A 14723-nucleotide genomic window follows, 5' to 3' on the forward strand; every position below is an offset into this window, starting at 1 on the left:
GGCTCCCTGGGTGGGTGGATCTCTAGGTGGCCGACTGTGCGCCGAGCACCCGCTGGATGTCGGGCTTCATCTGCTGCAGTTGCTGTCCCCAGTAGCCCCAGGCGTGGGTTCCGTTGGCGGGGAAGTTGAACACCCCGTTGGTGCCACCGGCGGCGATGTAGTTGTCCCGGAAGGTGACGTTGGTGCGCAGCGTCAGTCCTTCGAGGAACTGGGCGGCCATCAGGTTGCCGCCGTTGGTGCCGGTGTCGAGATCCGACGGGGTTCCGGTGCCGCAGTAGATCCAGATGCGGGTGTTGTTGGCGACCAGCTGGTTGATGTTGACCATCGGGTCGTTACGCTTCCACGCGGGATCGGTCGACGGGCCCCACATGCTCTCGGCGTTGTATCCGCCGGCGTCGTTCATCGCCAGGCCGATCAGCATCGGCCACCAGCCCTCGGACGGATTCAGGAAGCCCGAAAGCGTTCCGGCGTAGATGAACTGCTGCGGGTGGTGGATCGCGTAGGTCAGCGCGGCGCTGCCCGCCATCGAGATGCCGACGACGGCGTTGCCGGTCTGCGACACGCCGCGGTTGGCGGCCAGCCAGGTCGGCAGCTCGCTGGTCAGGAAGGTCTCCCACTTGTACGTGTAGTCCTGACCGTTGCCCTTCGAGGGCTGGTACCAGTCGGTGTAGAAGCTGGACTGTCCGCCGACCGGCATGATCACCGACAGGCCCGACCCGTTGTACCACTCGAATGCCGGGGTGTTGATGTCCCAACCGCTGTAGTCGTCCTGGGCGCGCAGGCCGTCGAGCAGGTAGACCGCGTGCGGTCCGCCGCCCTGGAACTGGACGCGGATGTTGCGGTTCATCGACGGGGAGAACACGTCGAGATATTCGACCGGCAGACCCGGACGGGAGAATGCCCCAGCGGTCGCCGAACCCCCTGCGAGACCGATCAGCGCGGGCAGGGTGGCGGCTGCCATTGCCCCCGCCGCCAGTCGGCGCGTCCACGCTCCGCGAATCTTGTTGAGGAACTTCATAACGGCAACCAACCGTCCTTTCTGCACGTGTTCCAAGCAGTTTGCCGCTTGCCTCGGTAGTGAAACACGTGCCACATCAGTCACACGCGTAACAACACCGCAGGAGCAGATCGCGGTTTACTAACGGTTGGAACTCGGCGCCGAGACCCTCGGCGACAGAACTCAGCGCGCGGCGGCGGCGAGAGCCTGCTTGACGTTGGCCCGACGCTCCTCGATCGCACGGCCAATGTCCTGAAGCAGCACGGGCTTTCGCGCGACCAGATCCTCGACACAGTCGCGGTCGAACTGCGCGACGGTGACCTCGGTCAGCGCGTATGCCGTGGTGGTGACCGGTTCCCGGGTCAGGGCGGTCTGGCCCAGGAAGTCACCCTGCTCCAGGGCGAGTACGGGGACGAAGAGGTCGTCGGCACCGGTGACGGCCAATTGCACCGTGCCTGCGACGATGAAGGTCATCCGCTTGGGAACCTGCCCGACGACCTGGATGACCTCGTCCCGGCCGTAGCGCGTGAGACGGGTGTGCGGGAGCAGCTCGCCCTGGTCCTCCGGGCTCAGTCGGAGTGTCGGTGCGATGAGACGCAGCGTCTGCTCGACGCGTTCGGTCGTCGCGAACTCGTCTTCGGCCTCGTCCAGATGCAGACCGGCGCGCCGCGAGGCGTACCAGGTCCAGCGCAGGAACGTGGATCTGGCGGAGAAATCGTCGGCGGGCGAATGCAGCGGGATGAGGGTCTTGTACTGCAGTGAGCCGGCCGGAACGGTGGACACCGCGCCGTCGGTACGTAGCTGGGGCAGTCGGTGGCCCACTTCGTTGAGTACGCGGCAGACCTCGTCGGGGGCATCGTCGACGGCGAACACCGTGATCACCGTTATGGTGTGTGCGCCCGGCGGGCGGCTCAGGTTGGTGAATGACGCTCCGGCCAGCACGGAGTTCGGGATCACCTGAAGGCCACTGCCGGTGTCGATATGGGTCGCACGCCAGTTCACCTCCACGACGCGTCCGCGCGCCGACGGTGCGTCGACCCAGTCGCCGAGTTGGAAGGGCTGCTCGAAGAGCAGCAGAAGCCCGGAGATGATCTGGCCGACCGAGTTCTGCAGGGCAAGGCCCAGCACGATCGAGGACACACCGAGGGCGGTGAAGAGCCCACCGATGTTGGCGCCCCAGATGTAGGCGAAGATCAGGCCGATGCCGACGGCGATCAGGGCGAACCGGGCGACGTCGAGGAAGATCGACGGAATGCGCTTGCGCCAGCTGCCTTCCGGCGCGCCCTGGAACAGCGTGGCGTTGAGTCCGGACAGCAACAGAACCAGCACCACGAACCCGAACACCGTCGAGACGATCCGCACCGGGGTGGTTTCCCCGGAGATCTGCATCGCCTGGATCAGCAGGATCAGCAGCGCCCCCAGCGGCAGGATGTAGGTGCGGACCAGATGCACCGGACCGGCCAGGAAGCTGCCGCGCCGGCGCAGTGCGCTGTGCAGTTCGGTGAGCAGAACCAGGCACACCGGAAATCCGATTGCGACACCGACCGCCCAGTAAAACCAGGGAGCGGCCAGCACGCCGCTCATCGCCGGTCCTGAAGCTGCCAGATCGGCTCTTCGGCCCCGTCGACCTGGACGGTGCCCGCCGGCTGGAGGTCGCGGGTATCGCCCATCACCTCGAAAACCCGCTCGGTGACATACACGCCCGGTTGCGGTGAACCCCGCTGCACCCGATAGGCGAGGTTGACCGCCGAACCCCACATGTCGTAGGCCAGGTTGGAGCGCCCGACCAGGCCGCTGCTCACCGCGCCGGTGTCGATCCCCGCACGCAGCTCCAGGGCGGTCCCGGCCTCGGTGTTGAACCGTTCGATGATGCGCTGCATCTCCAGCGCGAAATCGACCGTGCGCCGGACGTTGTCGAGCCGCGGGACGCTCAAGCCGGAGCTGGCCCAGTAGCCGTTGCGCAGGGTGCGGACCCGCTCCACCCCGAGATCGTCTGCGGCGGCATCGAATTGGTGCACCAGGCGGTTGACGATGGCCAGCGCTTCCTCCGATGGCATCTCGGACGTCAACTCGTCCAACCCGATCGTGTCGGCGAACAGGACCGTCACGTTGTGGTGGTCCTGCGCGATCGTCTCTTCGCCGTCCCGGTACCGCTGCACCACCGACTCGGGCATGAGAGTGCGCAGCAGCCGGTCGTTCTCCCTGCGCTGTTCGGCCAGCAGATCTTCCTTGATCGCCAGGTTGCGGCTCATGTCGTTGAATGCTGTTGTCAGATCACCGAACTCGTCCCTGGACTGAACGGGCAGCGAGACGTCGTAGTCGCCCGCCCCGATCTGCTGTGCGCCGGCCTCCAGCCTGCGCAGCGGCCGGACGAACAAGCGCGCCAGCATCATGGCGGCCAGGCAGACGATGAAGGTGATGACGACGGTCGACAACACCAGGGTGCGGGTGAACGTCGCGACCGGCGCGAAGGCCTCCGCGGTGTCGATCTTGGCGATGATCGACCAGTTCAGCCCGTGCAGATTGACCGGCGCGTAGGCCTGCAATGTCTCGTTGCCCAGGTAGTCGTCCTCGATCACGGTGCCGCTCTGTCCCCGCAGGGCCAACCGGGTGGCCGCCGTCTCCACCGGCTGCACCAGCGTGGTTCCGTGCTGACTGAGTGATTTCTCCGCCACCGCCGGTGGCGTTCCGGCGTCGATCACGTCGCGCTCGAACTTCTGCGGATCCTCCAGGAACAGACGTGAATCCGACCGCATCAAACCGTCGGGACCGACCACGAACGTCTCGCCGGTGGCGCCCATCCCGGCGGTCTGCCATTGTTTGTCGGCCGTCATGAGCCGGTTGATCTTGGAGATGGGGAATTGCAGGGCGAGTACCCCCTCGACCCGGCCGGGCGGGCCCACCGGTGCCATCATCCAGGCCGTGGGCTCATCGGCCGGCTGGTAATCACCGAAATCGGTGACCCCGACATAGTCGACGGCGTTGGACGCCAGGGTCTTCTCGTAGGCGTCCTTCAGCAGGCTCTGCCGGTACGGCCCGGTGACGATGTTGGTGCCCAGGTCGATGCCCTTGTAGGCGGTGTAGACCACGTTGCCCGCAGTGTCGAGTAGCAGCGCGTCCTCGAACTGGAAGCGTTCCACGATCTCGCGGAAGTAGTCGTTGAACCGGGCATTCGCGGCCGACCAGGCGCTGCCGTCACGGGCGTCGTCGACCCTGATCGACTTCTCCGGGTCGGCGACCGGCGCCGTGTAGTTCGCCTGCAGGTATTTCTGCGCGTTGGAGGTGGGCAGTAACCGGGCCACATCCACGGTGTCACCGGTCTGCTTCTCTTCCTCCGGCTTGAACTGGGTGTTGTAGTAGTCGACGATCGACTGCCACTGCTGCGGATTGATCGCCGCGTTGTTGAGTTGACCGAACCCGCCGGAGAACGCCTCCACGGCCTCGATGGTCGTGGTGCCCCGGGTATAGACGATCAGTGAGTCCTCGAGGTCGGCGAACTTCGATTCCAGCTGGCGGGTCTGAGACTCCCGGACCTCGGTCAGCCGGTCGAACACCGACTGGCGAAGCGACGATCTCCCGGACTGGTAGCCGATGGCGCCGACGACGGCAGCGGACAGGATGCTCGTCGCCAGCAGCATGACCAGCAGCTTTGACTGAATGCTGATCCGTGACATGACGCGTCGACGCACAGTTCTGGTGGGAGCGACGCGCTCGGCGGCGGCTGTTGTAGTCATTGAATCCCGAAGATTAGCTTGTCACGATGTATTGCGTGAGGCTGCGCGACAAACTTCGGTCATGACCGACCGGTTCGACTTGCAGAGATTCGTCGACGCCCAGGCCGGCGTGTACGGCGACGTTTGCGCCGAGCTGCGGGACGGGCGCAAGCGCAGTCACTGGATCTGGTTCATCTTCCCGCAGCTGCGCGGGCTGGGCCGCAGCCCGACCGCTGACCGTTACGGCATCACCTCCGCCCAGGAGGCGTGTGCCTACCTGGCCCACCCGACCCTGGGGCCGAGGCTGCGGGAATGTACCCGGCTGGTTGCGCAGATCGACGGACGGACAGCCGAGCAGATCTTCGGCCGGCCCGACTGGCTGAAGGTGCGCTCCAGCATGACGTTGTTCGCCGAGGCCGCCGCCGATCCGGCTGGGCGAGCCGACTTCCTGGCTGTGCTGGACAAGTTCTATGACGGCGCCGGAGATCCCAAGACCCTCGAAATGCTCAGTGCGGCTGGATGATCAGCCATCCATGCGGAGGAACCTCGGTGTGGCTGACGTCTTCTTGCGGTGGTGCACCCGAACCCGCGATCACCCGGCCTGATGCCACCCCGAGATCGGTCAGCGGCACGGGCAGAGGGGCGTCGTCATCGATGTTGAGTGCGACGATCAGCGACTCGGGGCCTGCGCCGGTCCGGTAAACGTACTGCGTGTTGGTCAGCAGCAACGGCGATGTCGTGGCGGTGTGCAGCCACGGATGCCGCCTGCGCAACCCGATCAGATACTGATGCAGCCGCAGCGCATCGGAATCCTCTGGTGCAGTGGTGAACTCCGGTCGCACCGCATCGTCGCCGCCACGGCGCTCCTCCTTGACGCCGCGATAGGCCGACTCGTCGCCGGCATAGATGCTGGGGGTTCCACCCGCGGTCAGCAGCAATACCAGGGCGTGCTCGAGGTGCGCGGCATTCTGCAACTGGCTGGCGATCCGGGTCACGTCATGGTTGCCCACGAAGGTCAACGGTACGAAGGTGTCGAGGAAATCGTTGTGCCGTTTGAGCGCCCAGTCCAGCTCGTGGAAGTTGCCGTCGTTCAGACTGCTCCAGATGGCCTTCCACAACTCGTACTGGGTCACCGAGTCGAAGGTGGCGGCGCGGACGGTGGCGGAATAGTCGCCGTGGATCACCTCGCCGACGAACCAGGCGTCGGGATACTCCCGGCGCACCGACGGCAGCACCTGCGCCCAGAACCGGTCGGGTACGGCATAGGCGGCGTCGAGGCGCCAACCATCGGCGCCGCGGCCCAACCAGTGCGTCATCACCGCGGCCGTGTAGGACACCACCTCGGGGTTGGCGTGGTTGAGCGTGATCAGCTCATCGTGGCCTTCGAAAGTGCCGAAACCGTTGCTGCGCTTGTGAAACCATGACGCATCCCCGTCGCGGTACCGCGCGAAGTCGGTGCCCACGTGGTTGAACACACCGTCGAGCAGGATCCGGAGCCCGCGCGACCGGGCCTCGGCCACCAAATGGTCGAAGTCGTCGTCATCACCGAGGCGCGGGTCGATGCGGAAGTGGTCGGTGGTGTCGTAGCCGTGGGTGCGTGAGGCGAAGATCGGCCCGAGTGCGATGCCGGAGGCGCCGAGTTGTACGGCGTGATCCAGCCAGTCCACGACGCGCCGCAATCGGTGCTCGTCGGTCGACGGTGGCCGGTCGGCGGGAAACGCGCCGACGAAACCCAGTGGATAGATCTGCCACCAGATGGCGTGCGCGACCCATTCGGGCTCAGGCACGGAACTTCGCCGCATACAGGTCCTGCATGGTCTCGGCCAGCTCCTGGGCCGGGCCGTCCGCCTCGATGCCCGGGGCCACGGTGGTGATCGGCAGTGGGGCCACCGGGGCGGCCGGTACGCCCCAGTCCGACAGCCAGCCGCTCAGCTGCGCCGAGGAGGTGGCGTAGACGATCCTGCCGAGGCCCGCCCAGGCGTGCGCGGCCGAGCACATCGGGCAGTGCTCACCGGAGGTGTACACCGTGGCGCGGGCCCGGTCCTGGGGGCTGAGGTGCTCGACGGCCCAGCGGGCGATGGCGAATTCGGGATGCTGGGTGGCGTCCCCGTCCTTGACCCTGTTGCGGTCGGCGAACACCGTCGTCCCGGTGTGGTCGACCAGTATCGATCCGAAGGGTTCGTCACCGTTGTCGAGTGCTTCACGGGCCAACTCGACACATTTGCGCAGCTGACCGAGGTCGTTCTCGCTGATGGCCACGGAGGCGAGTTTACGCCGGGGCCCAGATCCCAACGTTCAGTCGCCGCCGCAACACGGCTTCGCCACCTCGAGGCGACAGGCACACGAGGCGTCGACCGCGACGTCCGCGCGCGCCAGTGCCAACTCGAGTTGCTGCCCGATGATGACCGCTTCGGCATCGCGGCCCAGCCGGCGAAGGCATTCGTGATAGCCGTGCAGGCTCCACACGTTGTTCGGATGGTGGCTGGACCGGCTCAGCGTCGGGTCGAGACCGAGGTCGGCGGCGTAGACGCGGGCAGCCTCCTCGACATGCCCCTGTTCGAGCAGCAGCGCACCGTAGGCATGCCGGGTCGGCTGCATCCACCCCCATGGTTCGTCGTAGGGCAGGGCGTCGTCGAGTTCGACGGCCCGGCGCAGGTACGCGAATGCGGTGTCGAAATCGGCTTCCCGGTACGCGATTTCGCCGTTGAGCATCTGTTCGGCGATGGCCAGGATGTCCACACTGGTGTTGTTGAACAGGTAGCGCGTGTCAGGGATGCGCCGGTACGCGGCGAGGAACTTGTCGCGCTCGGACCGGGCCAGCTCCACCCGGCCGGTCGCCGCGTAGGCGACGCCGCGGCCGTAGTGGATGGTCGCGGTGGTGGTGCAGTAGAGCTCGGGATCGGCGGGCAGTGGTTCGGCGATCAGGTCGTCCCACCGGCCGAACCGCACCAGCACGTGCACCCGCAAGGGCACGAAGGCCTCCAGCCAGTCCGCCATGGGCGGTGAGGGGACCGAGAGCAACTCGGGGGTGAGCTGGGCGGCCAGTTCCTCGGCCGCGGCCAGAGCGATCTGCGAACTGCCCTCGAACATTGCCGAATACACCACGAAATGCAGGTCGTGCGCGCGGTACAGCGAATAGAAGTTCAGCGCCCCCTCGCGTTCGACGAATCGCCTGTCGGCGTGTACCGCAGCGAGATTGGCCGTCACCGAGTTGCGATAGTCGCCGCACAGCACGTCGATGTGGCTGGCCATGTGTTGCAGATGCCCCGCGTCGGGTACCAGTCCGCGCAGCAGATCGGCGGCGGGCAGCGCCACCTGGGGCGTCGTCGACATCTCCATCGCGTGGATGTACAGATGCAGGGCTCCTGGGTGTTGCCGTCCTGCGGTGCTGGCCAGTGCCGTGTCCAGGATCCTTTTCGCCTCCACCACACGAGATCCCGGGGCGGGCTCACCGGTGCGGCCGTCCCACAGCGCCCACGCGGTCACGTTGAGCAGGGCGTCCGCGGCCAGCGTCTGCACGTCGATGTCCTCGGGATGGGCGGCGGCCAGCGCCGTCATCGCGTCGGCGTAGTCGGCATGCCCGGCCGTCAGGGTCTCGGCGTCATCGGGATCGGCGGTCGGAAACCGCTTGTGCAGAGCGATGATCAGGTCGCGTTCCAGTGCCGAGGCGCGGCCCGTGGCGGCGCGCTCGAGTTCGGCCCGGGCGCGGGCCAGCGATGTGCTCAGGTCGGTGGGGTCGAACGCGTCCCAGGCCTTGTTGTAGTTGGGGCCGACGGCGTAGGCGATTCCCCAGCGGGCGAGCGCGAAGTCCGGGTCGAGCTGCAGTGCCCGCTCGAAGCACCGGATGGCCTCTTCATGATTGAAGGCATACGACCAGACCATTCCGCGGTCGAACCACACCTGCGCCGGCGGCGAGGGGGTGTCGGTCGGCCGGTGATAGGTCCCGAGCCGGTAATACGGTTCGGTCTGGGCGGGATCCGTCACGGTGGTGACGCTACCCCGGGTGGTTCGACACCGGCGTGCCGAACATGTTCTAGTTCACCAATGCCGGGTTACACCCATGTCGAAGGTCTCAGGTCTGCGGACGTGCAGCGTCTGCGGGAGGTGTGGGCACCGCTGGCCGATTCGGTGCGGGCACTGATCGACGCCAGCATCCGCTCGCAGGTCGACGCCGACGAGGTCGCTGCCGTGCGGGCCCAGATCGACGACGCGACCGCGCGGTTGCGGGCCAAGCAGATCGACGGGCCGTTCGGGGTCCAGTTCACCTCGGACGGGGACCGGATGCCGTGGGGCAACCCGGCGATCGGGATCCGCAATCCGATCGCCCCGCCGCTGGTGATGGTGAAGGACGACGACGGCGGCGTCCACACCGATTTCCACCTCGGCGCCCCTTACGAGGGGCCGCCCGGTCACGTGCACGGCGGCATGGTGGCCATGGTTCTCGACCACGTGCTGGGGGAGGTGGCTGCCAGCGACTCGGATCGCCCGCGGTTCACCGGCACCCTGACCATTCGCTATCTGCGGGCGACGCCGCTGGGCGACCTCCATGCCGAGGGGCGGATCACCCGTACGGACGGAATCAAAGCCTTTGCCTCCGGACATGTTTCAGATGCCGAGGGAATCACCGCCGAAGCCGAAGGGGTCTTCATCCTGCCGAAATGGGCGCGCGGGTGAGCTAGCGCGAGTCTCCCGCCGGCTCGACGCGATCGATCGCGATGTCCTCAAGGCTGCGGGTGATCGTGGTCAATTCGCCGATCAGGATGCGTGCCGCGCCGTTGTCGGCGGACAGCGTCGAGGCCACGTTGTGCACGCGCCGCAGTGCGGTCGACAGCTCGGCGGTGTCCAGGCTCCACGGCACCGCGGGGCTCGGCGGCGCGCCGCGCAACGCCTCGACGTAATCGTCTACGGCAGCGATGAACTCGCTGTGCAGGGCAGACGACGGATGCGTGGGCAAGCTGTTCTCCAGTGTGGTGCAGGCGCTGGTCACCGAATTCAGCGCAGTGCGGTAGGACCGCAGCCAGCGTCGCAGCAGCGGCGGTTCGAGGCTGGTGGCACCCCAGGCCGCCTCGAACGCGGCCCGCGCGCGGAACGCCCGCTGCCAGGCCGCCGACAGGATCTCGGCGGGGTGGTCGACTTCGTGGACGAATGCCTTGATCACCAATGCGGCGTAGTCGATCTCGGTCATCAGCAGTTCTCCGGCCCGCTGGCGCAAGCGGATCATGGCGTGGTCGGGCAGCGCCACGTGCGCCATCACCGCCAGGCCGCCGCCGATCAGCACGGCGAGCAGTCGGTCGGCGTTGCCCGACCATGGCGCGGATGCGCTCACCCCGATGGTGAACATCACGATGGCGCCCACCGTCCCGCCGACCGCGAGGTAGCCGAACTGCGCGACGCCGTAGGCCAGTGCGACGAACAGCAGCGCGCACACCGCCGAACCGATCGGTCCGGGTTGCCACACGAACGTGAGGATCGAGGCGACGACGATGCCGACGCACAGGCCGGCGATGCGCCCCGCGCACCGGGTATAGGTGTGCGCGGTTTCCGGCCGCAGCACCACCACGACGGCCAACGGCATCCAGTAGCCGTGCTCGAGCCCGCCGTAACGGGCCGCCGCGACCGCGAGCGCCGTCGTCACCGACAGCCGGATGGCATGGCGCAGGATGGGCGAAGTCCAGGTCAGGTGTGAGCGGACCACCGCGGGTGCCGAGGCCAGCGAGCCGATCAGGTCGGGCCGGTGCAGCTGACCGAACCGCAGTACCGCGGCCTCGCGCAGCTGTTCGCAGAATCGTTGTGCCAGCGCCGCTTCGGGTCCGGTGACGGCGGCCGCGGCGGTGTGGACGCGGACCAGGGCGTGTTCGGCGTCCCGTCGTGCGGTGTGCCCGTGGTCGGCGATGGCGTCGAGGAGCACCGCCGCGGCGGTCAGCAGTTGCGGCAGCCCGCTGTCGGCCGCGGATTCGTCGGCGGCGCCAGTGTCACGATCGGCGGTGGAGCGCAGCGAGGCCAGTGTGCCCGCAAGGCGTTCGGGCAGCCGGTATCCGCCGTGGTAGGCCCGCGGCCGCTGGCTGACCTGGCTGTCGGCGAACACCTCACGCAGCCAGGTGAGCGGCGCGTCGTCGACGGCGGCGGCGCTGTTGGCCGCGACGTTGCGCGAATCGGTGGCCAGTGACCGGTAAGCGCGGGTGAGTCCGTCGCGCTGGGCCCGCCAGCGCCGCGGCGGCCAGACGGCGATGAGTACCGCCTGCACCACTCCGGCCAGGATCACCAGGGTCGGCGCCGCCAGTGACTGGCCCAGCGTCGGTCCGGTCGGCGGTGCCAGTACCAGCAGCGCGCTGGCCGCCGAGGCCACCAGGCCGGCGTTGGCCCCGAGCGACCACTGCATGCCCGCGGCGAAACACCACAGCGCCACCACGGCGATGAACAGCGGGCTGTGCCCCCCGGCCAGGGTTCCGAGCAGCACCGCGATGGCCAGTTCCACGGAGCCGGTGACCACCAGGGGAACCCGGCCGCCGGGGCTGCGTTGCAGGGCGATCGCACCGGCGATCACGCCACCGCCCAGCGCCCACATCGCGGTCGCGCCGGAACCCCACACCAGCGCGACCGCAGTCACCGCCAGGACGCCGATCAGGCTTCGGGCCACCGCACCGGCGTCGGGGGTACTCAGCCGGAGTGCGTCGGCTGCCTGTCCACCCGTGTGCACCTCACCATTCTCACTCGCGGTGGGCCGCCGGTGGCACAACCACCCACGCGTGGCGCGGATCGGTGCGCCGGTAGGTTCTCCCATCGTGGAGAAAGTCATCGTTCTGCTACGTGGCGCACACTCGGATCAGCGGTGGTGCGAACGGCTGCGGACCGTCGTCGCCGACCAGCTGCTGGCACTCGGGCTCCCGGGCCTGGCGGTCAATGTCCGCGACGATGCGGTGCGGGATTCGTTGATGACGCTGACGACCCTGGATCCGCCGGTGGTCGCGGTGGTCAGCCTGTGGGTCCAGCAGTACTACGGTGAACAGGCCGACCGGGCATTGGAAGTACTTGCCGCAGAATGTGATTCACTCGCGGCGTATCTGGTCACCGAGTCGGTTCCGATGACGGCACCACCGACCGCGGCGGGGGAGCGTACCGACGGCCTGGCCAATATCGCGCTGCTGCGCCGTCCTGCCGACCTGGAGGAGGCCACCTGGCTGCACCGGTGGCACATCGACCACACCTCGGTGGCCATCGAAACCCAGGACACTTTCGGCTACACGCAGAACACCGTGGTGCGTGCCCTGACGGAGGATGCCCCGGCGATCGACGGCATCGTGGAGGAACTGTTCCGTCAGGAGGCGGTGTCGGACCTGTACGCGTTCTTCGGCGCTGCCGACGACGACGATCTGGCCGATCGCATGCGCAAGATGGTGGCCAGCACGGATGCCTTCGGCGCCAGCAGCAACATCGACACCGTGCCGACCAGTCGATACGTCTATTCCAGCCCGTTCGCCACGGGTTTTCCGGCACCCGGCCGGCAATAGTGGAACGTGTTCTAGTTAGGCTGCAGCGGTCACGGCGCGCACGCGAGGAGTGAGAGATGACCCTGCTGATCGAGGACACCAATCGGGTTCGCACCCTGACCCTCAACCGCCCGGAGGCGCTCAACGCGTTCAACGAGGCGCTGTATGACGAGACGACGGTGGCCCTGCGCGCCGCGGCCGAGGATCCCGACGTTGCCGTGGTGCTGCTGACCGGCGCCGGCCGGGCCTTCAGCGCGGGCAACGACCTCGTCGAGATGCAGACCCGCATCACCAACCCGGAATTCACCCCGGGCGAGCACGGGTTCTACGGGATGATCGAGGTGATCGCGGACTTTCCGAAGCCGTTGATCTGCGCGGTGAACGGCGTCGGCGTGGGGATCGGCGCCACCATCCTGGGGTACGCCGACCTCGCGTTCATGTCGTCCTCGGCGCGGTTGAAGTGTCCGTTCACCAGCCTGGGAGTGGCGCCTGAGGCCGCCTCCTCGTATCTGATGCCGCGGCTGGTGGGCAGGCAGAACGCCGCCTGGCTGCTGATGTCCTCGGAGTGGGTGAGTGCGGCCGAGGCCCGTGAGATGGGTCTGGTGTGGAAGGTCTGCGAGCCTGACGAGCTGTTGACCGAGGCCAGGCGGTATGCCGAAACGCTGGCGGCCAAACCGATTTCGAGCCTGATCGCGGTCAAGCAGGCCATGGTGGCGCCGATCCGTGACCAGATCGCGGCGGCGGTCGAGCGAGAGAAGGCGTTGTTCGTCGAACTCGTGGGTGCGGCGGCCAACGTCGACGCGCTGGCTCAGTTCGCCGATCGCAAGGGCTAGCGGGTGGCCCGGGACGGGCAGCCGTTGAACTCCGAGGGCCGGTCCTCGGCCGCCTGATGGGCGGCGATGATGGCGCGGATCGTGCGCCGGCACCGTCCGCAATCGGCCCCGGCCCCACACGCCTCGGCCACCTCTTTGGAGGTGGTGGCGCCGGACTCGACGATCTCGTTGACGACCTGGCTGGTCGCCCCGGTGCACAGGCAGACGAACATCAGTCGTCCTGCTCGTCGACGTTCATGATGTAGGCCAACTTGCCCACGAACAGGCTCGGGTACGCACCGAAGCCGGCGGTGGTCATCCACTCGGCGGCCGCATCGGGGTGGTCGATCCACTGGCGGGCGCTGATCTCGTCGCAGACCTCCTGCAGGATCATCACTTCCTGGCCGTCGTCGAGCGCCTGGTAGACCCAGATCTTGCGGATGCCACCCTGCTCGAAGCGGTCGAGGCCGTCGTGCACCTTGCGCATCAGGGTGGAGACGTCGTCGACGGTGGCCACCGCTCCCACGATCACGCCGGCCACGTGCCCCTCCGGGGACGGCTCGGTGAGGTCGATTTTCTCCACCACTTCGCCGCCGAATATCGGCGGAATATCTTCGACGCCGGAAATATCGAACCACTCGAATATGGCCGGTGATCGCAACACGTCGCGGATGGACCGGGCGTGCCGTATTCCGATCGTCACCAATACCCGGCCGGGTTCCCAAATTGATTTATAGAGCACCACATGATGCGCGCCGATAGACAAAAGGCCGGAACGGTGTTTCTCCATCCATTTCCACATTTGTTCGACGTCGTCGACGCGGAAATCGCAAGAAAGGATGAGCGAGTGCAGATCGTACTCACTCATTTCGTTACCGGCCTTTCTTTCGTGCTGTCGCAAGAGATTAGCGCAGTCTAACCTTAGTTAGGACAGCCAGTCCACTCCTCGTGGCCACGCCTCGGTCTCGCCGCCCCCTCGGGTCCGACAATGTCGCACGAACACGCCGAATTCGGCGTTAATCATTGTGCTGCGCCGTGCTTTCTGGACTAGATTGGATGTGCACGGCACACGGCAACACTTGACCAGCCCTCAAGGGTGCTTAGGAGTCACGATGCAAGGCGATCCAGATGTTCTGAAATTGCTCAACGAGCAATTGACGAGCGAACTCACCGCAATTAACCAATATTTCTTGCACTCCAAGATGCAAGATAATTGGGGATTTACAGAACTGGCGGAACACACCCGCTCCGAGTCTTTTGAAGAGATGCGGCACGCGGAGACCATCACCGACCGAATCCTGCTTCTGGACGGTCTGCCCAACTATCAGCGGTTGTTTTCGCTGCGGGTCGGCCAGACGCTCCGGGAACAGTTCGAGGCCGACCTGGCGATCGAGTACGAAGTGGTTGCGCGGCTGAAACCGGGCATCATCATGTGCCGCGAAAAGCAGGATGCGACATCGGCGGGGATCCTGGAGACGATCCTGGCCGACGAGGAAGGTCACATCGACTACCTGGAGACCCAATTGGAGCTCATGGAGAAGCTGGGCGATGCGCTCTACGCGGCGCAGTGCGTGTCCCGGCCGCCTCAGTAGGTCCGGTAGCGCCGACAGTTTCGGTTCGAGCCGCCCTGGGTAGCCCGGTGACGCCGGTTACCCGGGGCGGTTTTGTTCGTGCTGTAACTTTCATAGCTTATCTAACGATATCGTGGTTGAAC

At 66.7% G+C, this 14723-nt stretch carries 14 protein-coding genes; 5 read left to right on the forward strand and 9 right to left on the reverse strand.

All coding sequences use genetic code 11. The annotated features are described in order from the left end of the window. Positions 1-22 precede the first annotated feature (22 nt). The 3 genes from ACNQR1_RS19935 to ACNQR1_RS19945 form a co-directional block, all read right to left on the reverse strand. Entirely contained in the window at positions 23-1018 is a 996-nt protein-coding gene (locus ACNQR1_RS19935; RefSeq protein WP_418047569.1) for an esterase family protein, read from the reverse strand. A gap of 162 nt (positions 1019-1180) precedes the next feature. Then, positions 1181-2581: a mechanosensitive ion channel family protein gene (locus ACNQR1_RS19940; protein ID WP_418047570.1), complete on the reverse strand. Its 1401-nt coding sequence runs from the start codon at positions 2579-2581 to the stop codon at positions 1181-1183. Then, a complete protein-coding gene (locus tag ACNQR1_RS19945; RefSeq protein ID WP_418047571.1) occupies positions 2578-4731 on the reverse strand; it encodes an adenylate/guanylate cyclase domain-containing protein in 2154 nt (717 codons plus the stop codon). The genes ACNQR1_RS19940 and ACNQR1_RS19945 overlap by 4 nt, the downstream gene beginning before the upstream one ends. Positions 4732-4792: 61 nt before the next feature. On the opposite strand from ACNQR1_RS19945, the gene ACNQR1_RS19950 reads away from it, so the two are divergent. Continuing rightward, positions 4793-5233, forward strand: a complete 441-nt coding sequence (locus tag ACNQR1_RS19950; RefSeq protein ID WP_418047572.1) for a DUF1810 domain-containing protein — start codon at positions 4793-4795, stop codon at positions 5231-5233. Here the strand turns inward: ACNQR1_RS19950 and ACNQR1_RS19955 are convergent. Genes ACNQR1_RS19955 through ACNQR1_RS19965 form a run of 3 tightly spaced genes read right to left on the reverse strand, consistent with a single transcriptional unit; the run spans position 5217 to position 8610 of the window. Further along, positions 5217-6497, reverse strand: a complete 1281-nt coding sequence (locus ACNQR1_RS19955; protein ID WP_418047573.1) for an alpha-amylase family protein — start codon at positions 6495-6497, stop codon at positions 5217-5219. The two genes, ACNQR1_RS19950 and ACNQR1_RS19955, sit on opposite strands and share 17 nt — an antisense overlap. Beyond that, positions 6490-6969, reverse strand: coding sequence for a nucleoside deaminase (locus tag ACNQR1_RS19960; RefSeq protein WP_418047574.1), 480 nt, complete (start codon positions 6967-6969; stop codon positions 6490-6492). The genes ACNQR1_RS19955 and ACNQR1_RS19960 overlap by 8 nt, the downstream gene beginning before the upstream one ends. Positions 6970-7005: 36 nt before the next feature. Further along, complete coding sequence (locus tag ACNQR1_RS19965) at positions 7006-8610, reverse strand: tetratricopeptide repeat protein (protein ID WP_418050422.1); 1605 nt, start codon at positions 8608-8610, stop codon at positions 7006-7008. Positions 8611-8754: 144 nt separating this feature from the next. On the opposite strand from ACNQR1_RS19965, the gene ACNQR1_RS19970 reads away from it, so the two are divergent. Next, the gene (locus ACNQR1_RS19970; protein ID WP_418047575.1) at positions 8755-9384 is read left to right on the forward strand and encodes a PaaI family thioesterase; all 630 of its coding nucleotides are present in this window, start codon (positions 8755-8757) and stop codon (positions 9382-9384) included. A gap of 1 nt (position 9385) precedes the next feature. Here the strand turns inward: ACNQR1_RS19970 and ACNQR1_RS19975 are convergent, their stop codons facing one another. Then, entirely contained in the window at positions 9386-11407 is a 2022-nt protein-coding gene (locus ACNQR1_RS19975; RefSeq protein WP_418047576.1) for an FUSC family protein, read from the reverse strand. Positions 11408-11492: 85 nt separating this feature from the next. On the opposite strand from ACNQR1_RS19975, the gene ACNQR1_RS19980 reads away from it, so the two are divergent. Both ACNQR1_RS19980 and ACNQR1_RS19985 read left to right on the forward strand, forming a co-directional pair. Continuing rightward, complete coding sequence (locus ACNQR1_RS19980; protein WP_418047577.1) at positions 11493-12218, forward strand: hypothetical protein; 726 nt, start codon at positions 11493-11495, stop codon at positions 12216-12218. Between the two features lie 56 nt (positions 12219-12274). Beyond that, positions 12275-13030 carry an enoyl-CoA hydratase/isomerase family protein gene (locus tag ACNQR1_RS19985; protein ID WP_418047578.1) on the forward strand — a complete coding sequence of 252 codons (756 nt, stop codon included), beginning with the start codon at positions 12275-12277 and terminating at the stop codon, positions 13028-13030. Here the strand turns inward: ACNQR1_RS19985 and ACNQR1_RS19990 are convergent. Both ACNQR1_RS19990 and ACNQR1_RS19995 read right to left on the reverse strand, forming a co-directional pair. Then, positions 13027-13242, reverse strand: a complete 216-nt coding sequence (locus ACNQR1_RS19990; RefSeq protein ID WP_418047579.1) for a (2Fe-2S)-binding protein — start codon at positions 13240-13242, stop codon at positions 13027-13029. The two genes, ACNQR1_RS19985 and ACNQR1_RS19990, sit on opposite strands and share 4 nt — an antisense overlap. Beyond that, entirely contained in the window at positions 13242-13877 is a 636-nt protein-coding gene (locus ACNQR1_RS19995; protein ID WP_418047580.1) for a fatty-acid--CoA ligase, read from the reverse strand. Before ACNQR1_RS19995 ends, ACNQR1_RS19990 begins: the two co-directional genes overlap by 1 nt. 244 nt (positions 13878-14121) lie before the next feature. Here ACNQR1_RS19995 and bfr point away from each other — a divergent pair, with 244 nt between their 5' ends. Then, complete coding sequence (gene bfr / locus ACNQR1_RS20000; protein WP_328818830.1) at positions 14122-14601, forward strand: bacterioferritin; 480 nt, start codon at positions 14122-14124, stop codon at positions 14599-14601. Positions 14602-14723 lie beyond the last annotated feature (122 nt).

The organism is Mycobacterium sp. 48b (assembly GCF_048282725.1).
Lineage (GTDB): Bacteria > Actinomycetota > Actinomycetes > Mycobacteriales > Mycobacteriaceae > Mycobacterium.

Bases quoted from the DNA above. Each gene is read 5' to 3' on its own strand.
- ACNQR1_RS19935 (WP_418047569.1), bottom strand. From the start codon at position 1,018: ATGAAGTTCCTCAACAAGATTCGCGGAGCGTGGACGCGCCGACTGGCG.
- ACNQR1_RS19940 (WP_418047570.1), bottom strand. From the start codon at position 2,581: ATGAGCGGCGTGCTGGCCGCTCCCTGGTTTTACTGGGCGGTCGGTGTC.
- ACNQR1_RS19990 (WP_418047579.1), bottom strand. From the start codon at position 13,242: ATGTTCGTCTGCCTGTGCACCGGGGCGACCAGCCAGGTCGTCAACGAG.
- ACNQR1_RS19945 (WP_418047571.1), bottom strand. From the start codon at position 4,731: ATGACTACAACAGCCGCCGCCGAGCGCGTCGCTCCCACCAGAACTGTG.
- bfr (WP_328818830.1), top strand. From the start codon at position 14,122: ATGCAAGGCGATCCAGATGTTCTGAAATTGCTCAACGAGCAATTGACG.
- ACNQR1_RS19985 (WP_418047578.1), top strand. From the start codon at position 12,275: ATGACCCTGCTGATCGAGGACACCAATCGGGTTCGCACCCTGACCCTC.
- ACNQR1_RS19970 (WP_418047575.1), top strand. From the start codon at position 8,755: ATGCCGGGTTACACCCATGTCGAAGGTCTCAGGTCTGCGGACGTGCAG.
- ACNQR1_RS19950 (WP_418047572.1), top strand. From the start codon at position 4,793: ATGACCGACCGGTTCGACTTGCAGAGATTCGTCGACGCCCAGGCCGGC.
- ACNQR1_RS19995 (WP_418047580.1), bottom strand. From the start codon at position 13,877: ATGAGTGAGTACGATCTGCACTCGCTCATCCTTTCTTGCGATTTCCGC.